This window comes from Lacrimispora brassicae, assembly GCF_054772055.1.
This window is the reverse complement of sequence record NZ_BRYH01000023.1, coordinates 316,431-333,464: the sequence shown is the minus strand read 5'-3', so window position 1 is coordinate 333,464 and position 17,034 is coordinate 316,431. Positions and strand designations below refer to the sequence as shown.

The window sequence follows — 17,034 nt, the reverse complement described above, 5'->3', positions numbered from 1 at the left end:
TGCTGGTTATGACATCCTGGCTTTTGATTCCGGCTTTTTTTGCTGCCGGGATTGTTCTTTATGGTTATTGGAGAGGCAGAAACTGGCTTTGGGTTCTTTTGCCTCTTCTTTTTTTGTACCTGGGCGCAGCCTGGGCCGGATATGACAAAGGACGATGGAGGGAACGGGAGGCAAAGACGGAACACATTTTAGGGAACTATGTGGAGGCCCAGGGAAAGGTGGCAGCTCTGGAAGAAGAGAATGGAACTTTGAGGATCACCTTAAATGGGAATCAGGTATGGGAATACGGGAAAGAGGGAAGGGATGAGGCCTCCCGGTTTCCCCTTCCCGGCATTCTTGTGACCATGAAGCCTTCCTTCCGGATGAAAGAGCTGAATTTATGTCTGGGGCAGACCGTAAGGATCAGAGGAGAGGCCCAGCCCTTTTCCCAGGCCAGAAATCCGGGGGAGTTTGATTCCAAAGCCTATTATCAGGCTCAGGGACTGGACTGCAGGCTTTCCGGGGAGGAGCTGGAGATGGTTGATGCCAATCCGGCTCCTGTTGCCCAGGGACTGCGCCTCATAAGGGAATGGGGAAAAGAGATTCTTTACCGATACGGGGAAGAGGAAGACGCCGGAATCCTTACGGCTGCAGTATTGGGGGATAAACGGGGCATTTCCAAGGAGATAAAGACCCTGTATCAGAAAAACGGGATCGCTCACCTTCTGGCCATCAGCGGCCTTCACATGTCTTTTGCAGGGATCTTCCTTTACCGGATCCTGAGAAAAGCAGGCCTTGGATACGGCGGCTCCGGACTGGCCGGGACGGTTCTTATCTTTCTCTACGGGATTTTAACAGGGGGAGGCCCTTCGGTCATGAGAGCGGTCATCATGATGAGTACGGGATTTTTTGCCTCCTATCTTGGGAGAACCTATGATTTATTATCCTCCGCCTCTCTGGCACTTCTTCTTTTGGCCGTTCAATCGCCTCTTCTTATTACCCAGGGAGGGGTCCAGTTATCCTTTGGAGCCGTTTTTGCCATAGGAGGGGTGACGCCTGTGATAATAAACTGGCTGGGAAAGGAAAAGCCTCTGGCCGGCGCTGTTTCCGCTGCATTTGCCATTCAGGTGGTCACAATGCCCATCCTGCTCTATCATTTTTACCAGATTCCCCTTTACAGCATCTTTCTCAATCTTCTTGTGATTCCCCTGATGGGAGGTGTACTCTGCTCCGGGTTCGGGGTGATCTTCCTTGGGAATTTAAGCCCTGTGCTGGGGATTTTTGCGGCAGGGACGGGACATTACATTCTGGCCTTGTATGAGCTCCTTTGCAGGAAGATGTCCGCACTGCCCGGCTATAGCCTGACTCTTGGAAGGCCGGGAGCAGAACGGATGGCTGCATATGGATTGCTGCTGCTGGCAGGACTTTCGTATCTGGCAATGGAAGGAAAAGGCTGGAGGGAGACAGGAGAGGGAAAGGAAAAGGAAAAAGCAAAGGAAAAAGCAAAGGGGATTTCATATCCGGGAAAGTTGATTATTCTTTTCGTGATGTATTGCCTTTGCATCCTGGTCTTTCGGCCGGGACCGGTAAATGGGCTGGAGGCCCTGTTCCTTGATGTAGGGCAGGGGGACGGCATTCTGCTGCGGACGGAGAGGTTTGCGGTGCTGGTGGATGGGGGAAGTTCTTCGAAAAAGTCTTTGGGAGAATATACCCTTGAACCGTGCTTAAAGAGCCTGGGAGTTTCCGTGATCCATTACGCATTTATCAGCCACGGGGATCAGGACCATTTAAGCGGGGTAGAATATCTTTTAGAATCCTGTGATGACATAAGGATAGAAAACCTCATGCTTCCCTACCAGGGGAGAGAGGACAAGTCTATAATCAGGCTGGCAGAGCTTGCAGGGAAGCGGGGGACAAAGGTGCGGTACCTGACTGGGGGAGACAGGATACAGGTCGGAAGGCTTGGAATCGCCTGCCTTTACCCAAATGAGTCGGATGTGCCGGAGAATACCAATGAGGAATCAGAGGTGCTTAAAATGGATTATGGAAACTGCCATATGCTGTTTACCGGCGATATGGGAGAGAAGGAAGAGGAGCGGCTTCTTGGACGGCCCGTGGAAAACAGGCTGTTAGAGGAGGTCAATGTACTGAAAACCGCACATCACGGCTCCAGGTATTCTTCCAGCCAGGTATTTCTTGAGGCAATAAAGCCCCGGTGGGCTGTTATATCCTACGGTGAGGGCAATTCTTACGGCCATCCCCATGAGGAGGTATTGGACCGTTTGGAAAACCAGAAGGCAGAGGTTTTAAAAACCGGGGAGAGAGGGGCAATCAGGATGTGGACGGATGGGGAGATGGTCCGGTTCACAAGTTTTATTGACTGAGATGGATTCTCCCGGTATAATAAGAGGAAGTAAGGTTGAAGGAGGTTTATCTTTCAACCATGAATTAGCCAATGGGCCGGATATGCAAGTATATCCGCCTGATTTGCGCTAGCAATGAGCCGAAGGAATTTATTTGGCCAATGCTGCGATAGCTGCAGAAAACTCGTGAAGTGTGTTTCCTGCAGCTCACCAGAATAGAGAAATGAGAGGAAGGACGCCATGCAGACGCTGACCCTTGATATTAAAAATCACAGCTTCAAGCCGGTCTATCTTCTATATGGAGAAGAAGCGTTTTTAAAGAACAGCTATAAAAATCAAATGAAGGCGGCAATTACAGCAGGCGATACCATGAACTTCAACCAGTTTGAAGGAAAAGGCATCGATGTGCGGGAGATCATCAGCCTTGGGGATACCATGCCTTTTTTTGCGGAAAAACGCCTGATCCTGGTGGAAAACAGCGGTTTTTTTAAATCAGCTTCCGATGAAATGACATCTTATCTGTCCCAGATCCCAGATACCACCTGCCTGATTTTTGTGGAATCAGAGGTGGATAAGAGAAGCAAAATGTTTAAGAAGGTGAAGGAACTGGGGTATGCGGCTGAAATGGAGCGCCAGGACTTGTCCCATCTTTCCAGATGGGCGGGAACTTTGCTTTCCAGAGAGGGAAAGAAGATCACAGGACATACCATGGAGCTGTTTCTTCACATGGCCGGAGATGATATGGAAAATATCCGCATGGAACTGGAAAAGCTCATAAGCTATACTCTGGGAAGAGAGGTCATTACGGATGAAGACGTGGAGACCATTTGTACGGTCCGAACCACCAATAAAATCTTTGACATGGTGGCAGCCATCGTAAACCGGCAGACAAAGAAGGCCATGGACCTTTATGAGGACCTGCTCACCTTAAAGGAACCTCCTATGAGGATCCTGTTTCTGATTGCCAGGCAGTTCAACCAGCTTTTACAGGCAAAGGAGCTGATGGGAAAGGGAATGGATAAGGGCGGCATTGCCTCCAAGCTTAAGATCCCTCCCTTTGCGGCAGGAAAGATCATGCCTCAGGCAAGGACCTTTTCCAGGGAACAGATCCTGTCTTATGTAACCCTTTGCGTGGAAGCAGAAGAAGCCGTAAAGACCGGACGGCTGAATGACAGGATGGCGGTAGAATTGCTGCTGACACAAAAATATTAGGCTTTAACGATTAAACCGGTAAAATCTGGTTATTTTATTTGGAAAGGAGGTCAGGATGGGAGACTTATTGAAAAGAGAGCAGATAAGATTGTTTTTATCAAGGCTGCTGCTTGCTATGCTGGTTATTATATTTTATAAAGTTGTTATGAATTTTTCCGATGTGGTGATTTGGGTCAAGTCATTTACAAAGGTACTGCTTCCCTTTTTTTATGGATTTGTCATAGCATATCTGTTGAATATTCCGTGTTCTGCACTGGAACGGTGCTTAAAAAGGCTCAGATTCAGTTTTTTCCGAAAAGGTTCCAGAGGGATCAGCGTTTTTATTATTTATGCCCTGTTTATTGCTATTGTTGTTCTGATCATAAACAAAGTGATTCCCCTGCTTCAGAAAAGTATATTGGATTTTATATCAAACTTTAATACTTATTATAATAATGCCATAATGGCCATCGAGCATCTGCCCCTGGAAAAGCTGGGCTTATGGGAAAAGGTGGAAAATATTATGCCGCCCCAGACCGCTTGGAAGAACATGCTGGAGAAAATCGGCATGAAAGAAGTATTGGGCTCATTAAGTGCTGTTCTGGGTGTTACTTCCCATATTTTAAGCGGATTTATTACGATTGTGACTTCCGTTTATTTCCTTCTGGAGGCTCATAATTTTAACTTTCAGATGAAGAGGCTCATGAATTTGTTTCTTCACGAAAAGGTTAGAAAAGCAGTTTTTAGGTACGGAACCATAATCAATGACAGTTTTAAAAAGTTTATCGTCTGCCAGCTTTTAGATTCTTTGATTTTATGTACGATTACCACTGTTGAATTTACCATACTTGGTTCCCGGTATTCGGTGGCTCTTGGAATTTTGTTGGCTGTCTGCAATATTATTCCTTACTTTGGCTCGATTTTTGGCTCCATTGGCGTTGTAATCATCATTGCATGTACAAGCGGAATCAATACAGGGGCCATTGCCGCCCTGGTTTTACTGATTACCCAGCAGGTGGACGGAAATGTGATACAGCCAAAGCTTATGGGAAACTCATTTTCCTTAAGTCCGGCTTTGATCGTCATAGGAATTACCTTGGGCGGTGCAGTTGCCGGGATATGGGGAATGGTTTTAGCAGTGCCTGTGGTTCATATATTAAAGGTCATTGCCGGGGATTTCATAACGGTCAGAGAAAGAAAGGTTCGGGAAGCCTGTGCAGGTCCATTGATAATCATTGAGGGTACTGCTCCGGAGGTCTCATCCGATAACAGCGAATAAGGGTTTGCCTCATATTCGGTGTAATCTTTATATCGTATCATTGGCTTTTGTACAATTAATTATGCTAAGGATGGCAGGTTCTTCGGAACCTGTGTTTCTGTTTGAAACGTAAGAAAGGAGCATTGCTTTCTTAGATGATTATTCATCTATTTGGCAATACTCCTTTCTTTATGGATCGGATTTTATTGAATCCCCTTTTTATGGCAGTTATTTCCAACAACTGGTGTCTTTTTCATCGTCGCATTCACAACAGAGATCCTGATGGGCCGAAATGGTACCCAGTGTGTCACCAAGCTGTGAAAATATGGTACTTAATAGAGCGATTTCATCGGAAGACCGGCCTTCTGCAATGCAGCAAGCCAGGGAAGATACAAGCATTACAAGTTCACAGGATTGCATAAATATATCACCTCTGAATAGTATATGTGGCAGGGAGGCGACAAGACAGAAAAATCTTACACTAGCTTATAAATGTTAAAAGGTTCAAAAAGTATCAGATAATTGTCTTTTTGCAACCCTTTTCCATATTTGGCCTGATAGCAGTGAATGGCATCCTGTAAAAACTCTTCCGTCACATTTAAGTGTTCCGCGATCTCATATCCATTCCGGCAGCCGGCTTCCTTTGCCGCCACCAGCTTTTCTAAGGTTATCATTTTATTGTAGGCCCAGAGACGGGCGGTGCGTTCCTGCTTTAAGTTGGATACATCGGACTGGTCCAGAATGTTGCCGGTGGTGGTATAGTAATGCCCCAGCTCTTCCGCCAGGACACAGGCCTTCTGGCAGTCCGGCATATCCTGGCGGATCAGTATCTGTGTTCCTCTGATCCTGCCGTCATTGGCTATTAACGGCCGTTCTTTTATGATGATTCCATAGGAATCCGCTTCTTCTAATAAAGATTCATAGTTCAAATAAATCACCTCAATGAGTTATCTTTTATTCATCAAAAAAGGCATCATCATGCTGTTTCATTTCTTCGGTCACCTTGATGTCAGTTCTTTCATGAGCTGCAACCGGCTCTAAGTAAATCCTGTCATTCCCATTTGAAATTTTTACAATGTTGTGGTCTTTGCTGTATTCTGGGATGTGGACCATCTCTCTGACACGTTTTAAAGCTTCCTTCTGGCCTTTTTCATTTAAATGGTGAAAATTTTCAAGCATTTCTCCCGCATATTCCCCAAAACAGCCGCTTACATAGCTAAAAGCAGAAGCGGTATCGCTCTCCCAGCCCATGAGATAAGCCGGCGTTGTTTTCAATGCATTGGCAATGGCTAGGATCTTTGACTGGGGAAGTCCTCTTCCATCTACCTCGATCTTATTAATGGAAGAACGGGATTTATAGCCTGCCTTTAAAGCCAGTTCTTCCTGGGAGATTCCCAGTTCTTCCCGCCTTCTTTTAATAATCTGTCCTATTTCCACAGGATCACCTCCATAACCGCATTATACCACGGTGTAGAAAAATATTCAACAAAAAATCGAAATGATGTTGACAAATATGATACATTGGAGTATGATAACGAATGTAGACAATATGACTACTAAAAAGGGGGAGAAAGGTATGACAGATACGGTTCGGCTGAATGATGAAATCAAAAGATCCGGACTGAAAAAGGGGTGGATTGCAGCAGAACTGGGTCTGTCCGCTTATGGTTTTTGGAGGAAAATAAACAATGAAAATCAGTTTAAGGCAGGGGAGATCAAGGCGCTGTGCAAGCTGCTGAAAGTTACATCGCTGAAGAAGAGAGATGAAATTTTTTTTGCTGATGATGTAGACTAAATGACTACAATGCGGCAGTGGGGAAAGGAGCGATTGATGGAAATGAAGGATATGGGGAAGGTGAGGAGTCCCACACAGAAGGAATGCACCCGGCATGGGAAAAGGCTGGTGCTGAAAAGAGAGGGCAGCCAAATGAAAGGAGGGATTAAATGTACAACGAGATCGTGAGTGGAGTTATGGGAAGGCTGAAAGAGCTTTTTCCGGAAGCCAGGATCGGTACAATTCCCCTGGGGGAGGGGATTTCTGAACCATATTTTGAGGTCGGACTTTTAGAAACATTGGAAAAGCCTGTAAACGGCCGGCGTTATTTCCGCAGTGTGAGCATGTATGTGAAATATTACTGCCAGGATTCGGAACAGCAGCTAAAGGACAGAAATTTTGTACTGGATGTTCTTATGGACAGGCTGGAAGACATTACTCTGGAAGATGGCTCCCTGATAAGAGGCATAAGCAGAAGGGGAAAATATGAGAGAGATGCTTTAAACTTCCTGGTGGATTACCAGATTTATATTTTAAAAGACGGGGAGTCAGAAGAATCCATGGAAGATATGAAATTAAAGTAAAAGAGGTGTTATTGTGGCAAAAAAAGACGTAAAAGAAACGGGCGGGACTGCCGCTGTACGCTATACAAAGGATCAGTTGATCCGCTCGGAAAGGTATCGCAATCAGAGGGACTTACTAAGCGCTTTGCTTGACGATAGAAAAGAATACTCTGTAACAGAAGCAGAAGAAATTATGAATCAATTTATGAAAGGAAGGGTGAAAGTATGTTAGGTGGAGGAAATTTTACAGTTCAAAACAAGGTATTTCCTGGTGCATATATTAATTTTGTCAGTACTGCTTCGGCTGGTGCGTCTATGGGAAGCCGGGGAGTAGCGGCAATCCCCATGGTCCTTGAATGGGGACCGGAGAAGGAAGTGTTTGAGGTTACGGCGGAGGATTTTCCAAAAAAGTGTAAAGAAATTTTTGGCTATGCAATGGATGATGCAGTGATGCTTCCGGTGAGAGAGCTTTTCGGAAATATGACGAAAGGCATTTTTTACCGCTTGAATACAGGGGTACATGGAGCCAATGATTACGGTACGGCAAGGTACTCCGGCGTGCGGGGAAACAGCCTGATGACCGTTATTTCAAAAAGTGTGGATAACACTTTAAGATTTGATGTGAAAACACTGTTTGCCGGAAAAGAAGTTGATTGCCAGACTGTCACAGAGGCAGGAGAGCTGAGAGACAACAGCTATGTGACATTCAAAAAGGATGCTGCTCTGGCAGAGACAGCAGGGCTGCCATTTACAGGAGGCACCAATGGCGCTGATGTTGCAGGAGAAGATTACGCAGAATTTCTGGAGAAGATGGAAAGTGCCTCCTTCCAGATTCTATGCTGCCCTTCCACAGACGATAAGGTAAAAGCTTTGTTTACAGCATTTACAAAACGCATGAGAGATGAGGCCGGCGTCAAGTTTCAGACAGTATTACACCAGTATTCCAAGGCCGATTACGAGGGTGTCATTTCCGTGGAAAATGAAGCAGAGGAATCAGTTACAGGGCTTGTTTATTGGGTTGCCGGTGCAGAATCGGCTTGTGCTGTCAACAAGACCATGGAAAATAAGGTTTACGACGGCGAATATACGGTTAAGACTTCCTATACCCAGGCCCAGCTTGCTGATGCAATCAAGGCAGGCAAGCTCATGGTTCACAAGGTAGGAAGTGAAATCCGGGTTCTGACTGACAGTAACACATTGGTTACTTATACAGAGGAAAAGGGAGAAGATTTCTCTAACAACCAGACGGTCCGTGTTCTGGATCAGATTGGAAATGACATCGCTTCTCTTTTCCATACACGTTATCTGGGTAAAATCTCAAACGATGACGCAGGGCGTGTAAGCCTTTGGAATGATATCGTTACATATGGAAAACAGTTGACCGTGTTAAGGGCCATAGAAGCCGTAAATTCAGAGGAAGTTACCGTGGAAAAGGGACAGGGCAAAAGATCCGTTGTAGTGAATTTTCCGGTGAAACCAATTAATTCCATGAGCATTTTATACATGACAGTGGTTGTATCATAAGAAAGGGGTAAGGAAATATGAGCAATATTACAATGGACGCATGGGACGCAATCAGCGCCACAAAAGCAGAGTGTTTTATCACAATTGAAAATGAGCGGTACAATTTTATGCAGGCATTGAACCTGGAGGCAAAGATCGAAAAGGTGAAATCAGAGATCCCGATTCTGGGACGGGCTATGAAGGGAAATAAGACTGTGGGAATGAAGGGAAGCGGATCTGCTACTTTCCATTATAATACAAGCATTTTCCGGGATATCTTATACAAGTTCCAGCAGACAGGAAAGGATATTTATTTTGATATCCAGGTAACCAATGAAGATCCTGCTTCCAGAGTAGGCCGCCAGACTGTGATTTTAAAAGATTGCAACTTAAATGGAGGCATTATCACCAAATTTGATGCAACAGGGGAATATCTGGAAGATGAATTTGAATTCACATTTGAAAGCTGGGAAATGCCGGAAAGATTCAGCAACCTTGCGGGAATGCAGTAAAAGAAGAAGGGGATAAAAAGAAATGGGAGATTTAAGTTGTTTTTTGAGTCAGAACGCAGTTAAAGCGGAGCATGAAAAGTTTGTTGCTTCCAAACGTTTCTTAGGTCCGGACAAAAAGCCGGTGGAATGGGAGATTAAAGCGATTACTTCTAAGGAAGATGAAGCCCTGAGAAAAGAGAGCACCAAACGGGTTTCAGTAACCGGAAAAAAGGGTCAGTATACCCAGGAGACGGATTATAACCTTTATCTTGGAAAGCTGGCGGCAGAATGCACGGTTTATCCTAACTTAAATGATAAGGAACTGCAGGATTCCTATCATGTTATGGGGGCAGACGGGCTTTTAAAGGCCATGCTGACTGCCGGTGAATACGCAGGTTATCTGGAGCGCATTCAGCAGGTAAATGGGTTTGATATCACTCTGGAAGAGCAGGTTGAAGAAGCAAAAAACTAATAGAAGTAGGCGATATGGAAGCCAATATTGCCTACTATTGCCTCCACAAGCTCCACAAATGGCCTCATGAGTTTCTTAGCCTGGACAGGTATGAACGGGCGTTTGTAATGGCAGCGGTACAGCTTAAGCTGGAAAATGATAAGAAAGAAGCACAAAAGGCGAAGTCTGCAGGGAAAAGATAGAAGAATGGAAGGACACCTTTCGGGGTGTTCTTCTGGAAAGGAGGGAAAGTGTATGGCAACAATACAAAACTCAATACAGCTTCAGGATGGTGCATCCTCCGTATTAACGAGAATCAATCATTCAATTAATATTACAAGTGAGTCCTTTCGAAGATTCCAGATAGCCTCAGGTAATTTTACCGGCTTGCCAGGACTGCAGGCTGCCGTAACAGATATTCACAGCATGGGAATTCAGTTTGAACAGGTTACGGAGGTAATCGTACAGGCCAAGGAACAGCAGGAAAAATTGAATAAAAAGATAGACGATGGTAAGAAAAAGATTCAGGCAATGAAGGATCTCTGGGGCAAGGTTTTGTCAGGGGTTGGAAAAATGGGAATTAACAATAGCCCTATGGAAATATTTAACCAGGCAAATGATATAAAATCTGCGGGAAATATCATTCAGACCCGGACAGGGATGCAGGGGCAGGATCTGGATATGGCCAAGCAAGGTGCAAAAAATCTATATGTGGATAACGTAAGCGGCAGTCTGGGTGATGCTGCGAAGAGCCTGTCTTCGGTTCATCAGATGACCGGTCAGACAGGGGACAGCTTGGAACAGCTTACAAGAGCCGGATTACTCCTTGAGGACACCTTTGGTTACAGTCTGGCAGACAGTATCCGTACTGCCGGAGTGCTGCAAGAACAGTTTGGAGTTACCGGTGCTCAGTCATTGGACTTAATCGTACAGGCAACTCAGGCCGGACTTGATAAAAACGGGGAGCTTCTGGATACAATCAATAAATACTCCTCCCAGTTTGAAAATTTAGGTCTTGGCGGGGCTGACATGTTTAATATGCTGGTCAATGGAGCTCAGAATGGAGAGATTTCAGTCAGTACATTAGGTGAGGCTGTAAAGGAATTTTCATCAAGGGCTGTTGGCGGAGGAAAGGATGCGCAGGAAGGTTTTTCTGCTTTGGGGCTTGACGCTGCTAAGATGACAGAAGCGTTGGGAAGCGGGGGCGATACGGCAAAGCAGGCATTCCAACAGACCATAGCCGCTTTAAGCAGTATGGAAGATCCTGTCAAAAGAAATATAGCAGGAATGAAGCTGTTTGGCAGCGCCTGGGGAGCGCTTGGCAGTGAAGGAATTATGGCATTGTCCAACTTGGATGGTTCTGTAGAACTGTCAACGGAACACCTGGAAGAATTAAATAATGTAAAATACAATGATGCAGCCAGCGCACTAAGCACTTTGGCTAAAACGGTCAATATGGGGCTTGCCGGTCCCATAGGCAATATGGTTGACAATGTGACTAAGGCCATCAGCAGCTTCACAACCGGACTTAAAGGAAATGTCGATGAAATAAGCGGGATTTTTGGTGCCATTGGATTTGTGGCAGGAGTCGTGGGGAGGGCTTTTTCAGAAGTATGGCCTGTGATAGAGCCTGTTTTGTGGGGGATAATTGCGGCTTTGATTGTTTACAATGCAACTATGGAGAAGGGGTGGCTCACGACAATAAAAAATGCGGCTGGCCAAGCGTGGAAAACGATCTGTGATTGGGCAGAGACTGCAGCGATAATTGCATTGATAGCTGCCCAGGACGGATTAAATGCAGCATTAGCCGCCTGCCCTATTAACTGGATAATTATGTTAATAATCATTTTAATAGCGCTTTTTTATGCAGGTGTAGCCGCAGTTAATAAATTCGCCGGAACCTCTTACAGCGCAACCGGAATGATATGCGGTGCAATTGGAGTAGCCGTTGCCTTCATTGCCAATGCACTAATGGGGATTCTGGAAATTGGATTTGGAATCATTGAGTACCTTTATAATGGTTGGGTAGCTTTTGCAAACTTTTTCGGAAATCTATTTAATGATCCGGTCGCTTCCGTGATTCATTTATTTGCAGATTTAGGTGATACGATTCTTGGAGTGATACAAAAGATAGCAGAGGGCCTGGACTTTATATTTGGTACGCATATGGCAGATACTGTGAAAGGCTGGCGGGATAATTTATCTAATCTTGCCAATGAGTTAGCTGATAAGTATGGAAATGGATCTTATGAGGTCAAAGCAGATAAACTGGACATAAATCAGGTATTGGCTGACATTGGCTGGCCACAGGAACGGTTGAATTACGGTGATAGCTTCCAGAAAGGGGATACTTTTGGAAGAGGAATAGAAGGTGGTGCAAAGAGTAAACTTGATGGGATAAAAGGTTTTTTAGAAAAACAGAATTCGGAAAACGGCTTACCCGGAGCAGCAGACAGTATTGCCCAGAGTACCGGAAATACTGCTATGAATACGGCGGCCATGGCAGACTCAATGGATATAGTGGATGAGGAACTAAAATATATGCGGGATGCCGCAGAGCAGGAAATCATTAACCGTTTTACGCTGGCGGAACTGAAGGTAGATGTAAATAACAACAACACCATAAAGAACATGACTGATTATGATGAACTGAATCGAAGGCTTGGTGATGCTACCAGCGAAATTCTTGCTTCGGCTGCGGAAGGAGTGAATTTTTAATGGCATATGAAGTTTATATTGACGATATGCTTCTCCCGCTACCTCCGGAAAAGATCCCTATCAAGTATAGCGGGCAGAATAAGACGGCAAACCTGATAAACGGAGAAGAAATCAATTTGGTCAACCCCTTTGGCCTCGCCGAAATAAGCATTGATGTAATAATACCTCAAATGGATTACCCTTCTGCGATTTGGGATGGGAGCATTGACAGTGCAGAAGATTTTCTGGAGAGACTCCAGGAGTTAAAGAATGGCCAAGGTTCTTTTGAATTTACAGTTGTCCGGCAGGGAATGGGGGGAAACAATCTTTTTGATACCAGCATGGATGTCACTCTGGAAGATTATAAGGTTACAGATGATGTGAGTGAGGGACTTGATCTCATGGTATCCCTTACAATGAAGGAATATAGAAGTTACGGAACTAAAATCATGAATTTTACCATTGTTGAGGATAAGCAGGAACTGGAGTCTGTACAGCCGGAAGGGGAACGCCAGGGAGAACCGCATCCGGTGAAGAGTTATACAGTTGCCAAGGGGGACTGCCTATGGTCCATAGCGAAAAAACAGCTTGGCAATGGAAGCCGGTGGCAGGAAATCCATAATCTGAACCGGGACAAAATAACGAATCCCAATGTCATTTATCCGGGGCAGGTTCTCACTATGCCGTAGGAGGTAGGAAATGGAAGTACATTTATATATCCAGAACGGTCAGACAGTATATGAGCCGGTGGTAAAAGGAGTTATTACCTGGGAGACTCAGCGCAGAGGACAGCCCGGAAAATGTTCTTTTACCTTAATTCCGGACAAACGCCTCCAGATCGAGGAGGGCAATGCCCTCCGTCTGGATGTGGATGGTAAACCCGTTTTCTTTGGATTTATTTTTGAGCGTAACTGGAGCAGTGATGGAGAAATGAAGGTCACCGCGTATGACCAGCTTAGATATTTAAAAAATAAAGAGACTTATAATTACACGGATTTAACTGCCGGAGAGGTGATCCAGATGATAGCCAGGGATTACAATCTAAACACAGGAGAATTAGAGGATACAGGGGACCGAATCTCCAGAAAAGAAAAGGATAAAACCTTGTTTGATATTATCTTAAACAATCTGGATCTTGCTATGATACATACGAAGAACTTGTTTACATTTTATGACGATGCAGGAAAGCTGACTTTGAAAAATATGAATAGCATGAAGCTGGACATCATGATTGATGGCAAGGCGGCACAGGATTATGACTATAAGGTCAGCATTGACAGCAATACTTACAACCAGATCAAACTGTATTGTGACAACAATGATACAAAGCAAAGAGAAATCTATATGACAAAACATACTGAAAATATCAACAAATGGGGAATTCTTCAGAAAGATGAGTCCATTGATAAAGGGGTTAACGGCCAGGCCATAGCGGAAACATATTTGACTTTGTATAACCGTCCTTCCAGGACTTTGACTGTAAAGGATGCTTTTGGAGATATCCGGGTGCGGGCGGGCTGTCTGATTCCGGTATTCCTTGATATAAAGGACATGGAGTTAAAAAATTATCTGGTGATTGAGTCTGTGACCCATAAAATTGATGAGGGTGTACATACCATGGATTTGACATTAAGGGGGGCGAAGGTCAGTGGCTGATGTGGAATGGATCGAAAATATAAAACGGATCGTAATTCAGGCAATCGAAGCGGGAGATCCATGTGACGTGATACCAGGAACTGTAATTAAAGTAAATCCCATGGAAATACAAATTGATCAGAAGACAATCCTGTCCGAATCACAGATCATTCTGCTAAAACAATTTACGGAGCATACGGAGGAAATGAATATTCCGGGAATCGGACAGGTGTCTGTGACTGTAAAAGATGAGATAAAAGAGGGTCAAAAGGTTCTTCTGCTTCAGAAGAGAGGCGGACAACAGTATGTGGTAATGGGTACGTGGTAGGAAAGGAGGTGTTGCCATGCTTCCGGTGACAGGTGATATTTTAGAGCAGGATTTTAAGGTGGTTCAGATGCCGTCAAAAACCTTTCGTCTGGATACGGAAACGAAGCGTGTGGTCGGAACCGTGGATGGTTTGGAGGCAATAAAGCAAACTGTGTTCTGTATTCTTAATACAGAACGGTTCGATTGGCTGATTTACAGCTGGAATTATGGTGTGGAGTTTAAAAACTTATTTGGAAAATCAACAGGGCTGGTAAAGGCAAAGCTCAAAAAGAGAATTAAAGAAGCGTTGCAGCAGGATGACAGGATTCAAAGTGTTGATATGTTTTCTTTTGAAAGCATTGGGCAGTCGATTCATGTAAGGTTTATGGTTCATACCATTTTGGGTGAAATCGTAGTTGAGAAGGAGGTGAACATTTAATGTATGAGGATATGACGTATGAAGTTATTTTGAAACGGATGCTGGATAGAGTTCCAAAAGATCTGGATAGAAGGGAAGGATCTGTCATTTACACGGCTTTAGCTCCATCAGCAGCGGAAATCGCAATTACATATATTGAGTTGGATCATGTTTTAAAGGAAATGTTTGCTGATTCAGCAAGTCGAGAATTTTTAATTCGTAGGGCAGCAGAGCGTGGAGTAATACCAAAAGCTGCTACCTATGCAGAATTAAAAGGAGAATTCAATGTAGAAATATCTATAGGCAGTCGTTTTTCATCAGATGTTTTTAACTATACAGCTGTAGAGCAATTGGGTATCGGTGAATACAGAATGCGATGTGAGACGATAGGAGCAGCTGGTAACAGCAACTTTGGCAGATTAATCCCTATTGAATATATAAAAGGGCTGACAAAGGCAGAATTGACAGAATTATTAATACCTGGAGAAGATGAGGAAGAAACAGAGCGATTTCGAAAGCGATATTTTAATAGTTTAAAATCACAGGCGTATGGTGGAAATATAGCAGATTATAAAGAAAAGGTATCTGCAATTTCTGGAGTGGGAGGGGCAAAAGTCTTTCCTGCATGGGCCGGTGGTGGAACTGTGAAGCTGGTTATTATTGACTCATCTTACAGTATTCCTACTGATGATTTGATTCAAACGGTACAGGATCAAATTGACCCGGAGCCGAATCAAGGGAAAGGTTATGGACTGGCACCCATTGGCCATGAGGTAACTGTAGTTGGCGCAGAGGGGGAGAAAATATCCATTGTAACTAATATTACATATCAGACAGGGTATGATGCTAGCCGGTGCTTTGGTGATATCAGTAATACAATTGATGGTTACCTGACGGAACTAAACAAATCCTGGCAGGAGTTTAGTGAAAACGTAGTGAGGATTTCCAGAATTGAAAGCAAACTGCTCGATGTGGAAGGAATTCTTGATGTGTTTGATACATACATCAATGGGAAAAGTGAAAATTATGTTATTCCATCGGAGAGAATAGCTGTGAGAGGTGAGATTCATGTATGATCGGAGGGAAAATGATTTAAAATCTTATTTCCCAGAGTACGTTAAGGAAATTGCTGAGTTTAACACTATCGCTAAACTAGAGGCGGAAGAACTCAAAAATCTTTATGATAGCTGCCAGTATATTTGGGAAGCTGGATTCATTTTGACGACAGACTATCAGGGAATAAAGAAATGGGAGCAGTTTTTGGATTTAAAACCAGATCCTCAATTTACTCTTGATGAGAGAAGATCAGCAGTTTTGGCAAATTGGAATTACCAACTTCCTTACTCCAGGAGTAAATTAAGAGAGCAGCTAACGGCTTTGTTAGGTGAAGACTACGAGTTATATATTTTTCATCATATTTATAAATTGAAGCTTGTAGTGAAGGAGAGATCAATAACAGTCTTGAAAAGTATTCAAGGAATGATTCAAGAAATGATACCAGCTAATTTGGAAACAGTTTTTTTTAGTAAATATTTCGGAAACTATAATTTTCAGACTTCTTGTAAAAATTCAATCCGCTACCGGATAGGTTTTTATCCTCGCTACAATCTGTCGTACTTATATTTGGATAATCTCTGGCCGTTAAACGGCAGCTGTAGGCTGAATGGGTATAACAGTAGAGAGTTTATCGACTTTTACCCGATAAGGTCCAGACTGGAGGCGAATGTTTCAGAATTTGTTAATGCCGCGGAACGAATAAAAGTACCCACGGTAATTGTGGAGCAAAGTAACACAGGTAATAATATATTGAGATTTAGAACTGATTTAAGGAGAGATATACAATGCAAAATGAAAGCAGCTTTATTATCTGAAACAGAGGAACAGGCAACAGCAGGTACCATCCGTGTTATGAACATAAATATGGTGAATAGTACTTGGAAATTAGATAGCAGGCGAAAGTTAAATGGTGGCTTATCAATTTTATAAGAGAGGAAGAGAAAAATGACAAAAACATCAAATGGAGTAATAACAACAACAGGCAGGAAGAAGTTCTGCAAGGCTCATGCCGGGGATATAACACTTCCAACTATCACGCATATGGCATGGGGAGACGGAGGAGTGGATGAAAACGGACAGCCTAAGGCAACAACAGGCGATGAAATTGGGCTTTATAATGAGCTGTTGATGAAAGAGATAGAAACACATGCATATGTAAATGATATGGAATCGACATGCCGTTTTACTGCTACTCTGGATATGGAAGAGCTTACAGGAAGAGAAATATCAGAAATGGGGTTGTTTGATTCGGATGGCGATTTAGTAGCCTATCGGACATTTATGCGTAAAGGAAAAGATGCAGACATCCCTCAGATTTATGATATGGATGAAATCTTTTAAGGAGGTT

General features: G+C 43.8%; 21 protein-coding genes. 18 read left to right on the top strand and 3 right to left on the bottom strand.

All coding sequences use genetic code 11. The annotated features are described in order from the left end of the window. Positions 1 to 8 precede the first annotated feature (8 nt). The 3 genes from ACYVD3_RS11825 (at position 9) to ACYVD3_RS11815 (ending at position 4,812) form a co-directional block, all read left to right on the top strand. Positions 9 to 2,363 (top strand): ComEC/Rec2 family competence protein, encoded by a 2,355-nt coding sequence (locus ACYVD3_RS11825; RefSeq protein WP_460642736.1) that lies wholly within the window; start codon positions 9 to 11, stop codon positions 2,361 to 2,363. 219 nt (positions 2,364 to 2,582) lie between these two features. Next, entirely contained in the window at positions 2,583 to 3,554 is a 972-nt protein-coding gene (holA, locus tag ACYVD3_RS11820; RefSeq protein ID WP_460642716.1) for a DNA polymerase III subunit delta, read from the top strand. A gap of 55 nt (positions 3,555 to 3,609) precedes the next feature. Continuing rightward, on the top strand, positions 3,610 to 4,812 hold the full coding sequence (locus tag ACYVD3_RS11815) for an AI-2E family transporter (RefSeq protein WP_460642715.1): 1,203 nt from the start codon (positions 3,610 to 3,612) through the stop codon (positions 4,810 to 4,812). 207 nt (positions 4,813 to 5,019) lie between these two features. Here the strand turns inward: ACYVD3_RS11815 and ACYVD3_RS11810 are convergent, their stop codons facing one another. Genes ACYVD3_RS11810 through ACYVD3_RS11800 form a run of 3 tightly spaced genes read right to left on the bottom strand, consistent with a single transcriptional unit; the run spans position 5,020 to position 6,228 of the window. Beyond that, positions 5,020 to 5,211, bottom strand: a complete 192-nt coding sequence (locus tag ACYVD3_RS11810; RefSeq protein ID WP_460642714.1) for a DUF6774 domain-containing protein — start codon at positions 5,209 to 5,211, stop codon at positions 5,020 to 5,022. A gap of 56 nt (positions 5,212 to 5,267) precedes the next feature. Then, positions 5,268 to 5,729: an ImmA/IrrE family metallo-endopeptidase gene (locus ACYVD3_RS11805; RefSeq protein ID WP_460642713.1), complete on the bottom strand. Its 462-nt coding sequence runs from the start codon at positions 5,727 to 5,729 to the stop codon at positions 5,268 to 5,270. Between the two features lie 16 nt (positions 5,730 to 5,745). Continuing rightward, complete coding sequence (locus tag ACYVD3_RS11800; protein ID WP_460642712.1) at positions 5,746 to 6,228, bottom strand: helix-turn-helix domain-containing protein; 483 nt, start codon at positions 6,226 to 6,228, stop codon at positions 5,746 to 5,748. 139 nt (positions 6,229 to 6,367) lie between these two features. Between ACYVD3_RS11800 and ACYVD3_RS11795 the strand changes: the two genes are divergently transcribed. From ACYVD3_RS11795 to ACYVD3_RS11725, 15 genes are all read left to right on the top strand, one after another. Further along, the gene (locus ACYVD3_RS11795; protein ID WP_460642711.1) at positions 6,368 to 6,586 is read left to right on the top strand and encodes a hypothetical protein; all 219 of its coding nucleotides are present in this window, start codon (positions 6,368 to 6,370) and stop codon (positions 6,584 to 6,586) included. 149 nt (positions 6,587 to 6,735) lie between these two features. Continuing rightward, complete coding sequence (locus ACYVD3_RS11790) at positions 6,736 to 7,149, top strand: phage tail terminator family protein (protein ID WP_460642710.1); 414 nt, start codon at positions 6,736 to 6,738, stop codon at positions 7,147 to 7,149. 13 nt (positions 7,150 to 7,162) lie between these two features. Further along, a complete protein-coding gene (locus tag ACYVD3_RS11785; protein WP_460642709.1) occupies positions 7,163 to 7,360 on the top strand; it encodes a hypothetical protein in 198 nt (65 codons plus the stop codon). Then, positions 7,354 to 8,652, top strand: coding sequence for a phage tail sheath family protein (locus tag ACYVD3_RS11780; RefSeq protein ID WP_460642708.1), 1,299 nt, complete (start codon positions 7,354 to 7,356; stop codon positions 8,650 to 8,652). The genes ACYVD3_RS11785 and ACYVD3_RS11780 overlap by 7 nt, the downstream gene beginning before the upstream one ends. 17 nt (positions 8,653 to 8,669) lie before the next feature. Then, positions 8,670 to 9,143, top strand: coding sequence for a phage tail tube protein (locus tag ACYVD3_RS11775; RefSeq protein WP_024291640.1), 474 nt, complete (start codon positions 8,670 to 8,672; stop codon positions 9,141 to 9,143). A gap of 22 nt (positions 9,144 to 9,165) precedes the next feature. Further along, positions 9,166 to 9,594, top strand: a complete 429-nt coding sequence (locus ACYVD3_RS11770; RefSeq protein WP_460642707.1) for a phage tail assembly chaperone — start codon at positions 9,166 to 9,168, stop codon at positions 9,592 to 9,594. Positions 9,595 to 9,608: 14 nt separating this feature from the next. Beyond that, positions 9,609 to 9,776, top strand: coding sequence for a hypothetical protein (locus ACYVD3_RS11765; RefSeq protein WP_460642706.1), 168 nt, complete (start codon positions 9,609 to 9,611; stop codon positions 9,774 to 9,776). Positions 9,777 to 9,828: 52 nt separating this feature from the next. Continuing rightward, entirely contained in the window at positions 9,829 to 12,291 is a 2,463-nt protein-coding gene (locus ACYVD3_RS11760) for a phage tail tape measure protein (RefSeq protein ID WP_460642705.1), read from the top strand. Then, a complete protein-coding gene (locus ACYVD3_RS11755) occupies positions 12,291 to 12,959 on the top strand; it encodes a LysM peptidoglycan-binding domain-containing protein (RefSeq protein ID WP_460642704.1) in 669 nt (222 codons plus the stop codon). Before ACYVD3_RS11760 ends, ACYVD3_RS11755 begins: the two co-directional genes overlap by 1 nt. A gap of 10 nt (positions 12,960 to 12,969) precedes the next feature. Then, the gene (locus ACYVD3_RS11750) at positions 12,970 to 13,926 is read left to right on the top strand and encodes an XkdQ/YqbQ family protein (protein WP_460642703.1); all 957 of its coding nucleotides are present in this window, start codon (positions 12,970 to 12,972) and stop codon (positions 13,924 to 13,926) included. Beyond that, positions 13,919 to 14,233, top strand: a complete 315-nt coding sequence (locus tag ACYVD3_RS11745) for a DUF2577 domain-containing protein (protein WP_460642702.1) — start codon at positions 13,919 to 13,921, stop codon at positions 14,231 to 14,233. The genes ACYVD3_RS11750 and ACYVD3_RS11745 overlap by 8 nt, the downstream gene beginning before the upstream one ends. A gap of 16 nt (positions 14,234 to 14,249) precedes the next feature. Next, entirely contained in the window at positions 14,250 to 14,651 is a 402-nt protein-coding gene (locus tag ACYVD3_RS11740; protein WP_460642701.1) for a DUF2634 domain-containing protein, read from the top strand. Continuing rightward, complete coding sequence (locus ACYVD3_RS11735) at positions 14,651 to 15,706, top strand: baseplate J/gp47 family protein (protein WP_460642700.1); 1,056 nt, start codon at positions 14,651 to 14,653, stop codon at positions 15,704 to 15,706. Before ACYVD3_RS11740 ends, ACYVD3_RS11735 begins: the two co-directional genes overlap by 1 nt. After that, positions 15,699 to 16,616, top strand: coding sequence for a putative phage tail protein (locus tag ACYVD3_RS11730; protein ID WP_460642699.1), 918 nt, complete (start codon positions 15,699 to 15,701; stop codon positions 16,614 to 16,616). Before ACYVD3_RS11735 ends, ACYVD3_RS11730 begins: the two co-directional genes overlap by 8 nt. A gap of 15 nt (positions 16,617 to 16,631) precedes the next feature. Then, entirely contained in the window at positions 16,632 to 17,027 is a 396-nt protein-coding gene (locus ACYVD3_RS11725) for a phage tail-collar fiber domain-containing protein (protein WP_460642698.1), read from the top strand. Positions 17,028 to 17,034: the final 7 nt, after the last annotated feature.

Bases quoted from the DNA above. Each gene is read 5' to 3' on its own strand.
- ACYVD3_RS11810 (WP_460642714.1), bottom strand. From the start codon at position 5,211: ATGCAATCCTGTGAACTTGTAATGCTTGTATCTTCCCTGGCTTGCTGC.
- ACYVD3_RS11755 (WP_460642704.1), top strand. From the start codon at position 12,291: ATGGCATATGAAGTTTATATTGACGATATGCTTCTCCCGCTACCTCCG.
- ACYVD3_RS11740 (WP_460642701.1), top strand. From the start codon at position 14,250: ATGCTTCCGGTGACAGGTGATATTTTAGAGCAGGATTTTAAGGTGGTT.
- ACYVD3_RS11770 (WP_460642707.1), top strand. From the start codon at position 9,166: ATGGGAGATTTAAGTTGTTTTTTGAGTCAGAACGCAGTTAAAGCGGAG.
- ACYVD3_RS11750 (WP_460642703.1), top strand. From the start codon at position 12,970: ATGGAAGTACATTTATATATCCAGAACGGTCAGACAGTATATGAGCCG.
- ACYVD3_RS11765 (WP_460642706.1), top strand. From the start codon at position 9,609: ATGGAAGCCAATATTGCCTACTATTGCCTCCACAAGCTCCACAAATGG.
- ACYVD3_RS11775 (WP_024291640.1), top strand. From the start codon at position 8,670: ATGAGCAATATTACAATGGACGCATGGGACGCAATCAGCGCCACAAAA.
- ACYVD3_RS11725 (WP_460642698.1), top strand. From the start codon at position 16,632: ATGACAAAAACATCAAATGGAGTAATAACAACAACAGGCAGGAAGAAG.
- ACYVD3_RS11790 (WP_460642710.1), top strand. From the start codon at position 6,736: ATGTACAACGAGATCGTGAGTGGAGTTATGGGAAGGCTGAAAGAGCTT.
- ACYVD3_RS11780 (WP_460642708.1), top strand. From the start codon at position 7,354: ATGTTAGGTGGAGGAAATTTTACAGTTCAAAACAAGGTATTTCCTGGT.
- holA (WP_460642716.1), top strand. From the start codon at position 2,583: ATGCAGACGCTGACCCTTGATATTAAAAATCACAGCTTCAAGCCGGTC.
- ACYVD3_RS11815 (WP_460642715.1), top strand. From the start codon at position 3,610: ATGGGAGACTTATTGAAAAGAGAGCAGATAAGATTGTTTTTATCAAGG.
- ACYVD3_RS11735 (WP_460642700.1), top strand. From the start codon at position 14,651: ATGTATGAGGATATGACGTATGAAGTTATTTTGAAACGGATGCTGGAT.
- ACYVD3_RS11825 (WP_460642736.1), top strand. From the start codon at position 9: ATGACATCCTGGCTTTTGATTCCGGCTTTTTTTGCTGCCGGGATTGTT.
- ACYVD3_RS11730 (WP_460642699.1), top strand. From the start codon at position 15,699: ATGTATGATCGGAGGGAAAATGATTTAAAATCTTATTTCCCAGAGTAC.
- ACYVD3_RS11795 (WP_460642711.1), top strand. From the start codon at position 6,368: ATGACAGATACGGTTCGGCTGAATGATGAAATCAAAAGATCCGGACTG.
- ACYVD3_RS11760 (WP_460642705.1), top strand. From the start codon at position 9,829: ATGGCAACAATACAAAACTCAATACAGCTTCAGGATGGTGCATCCTCC.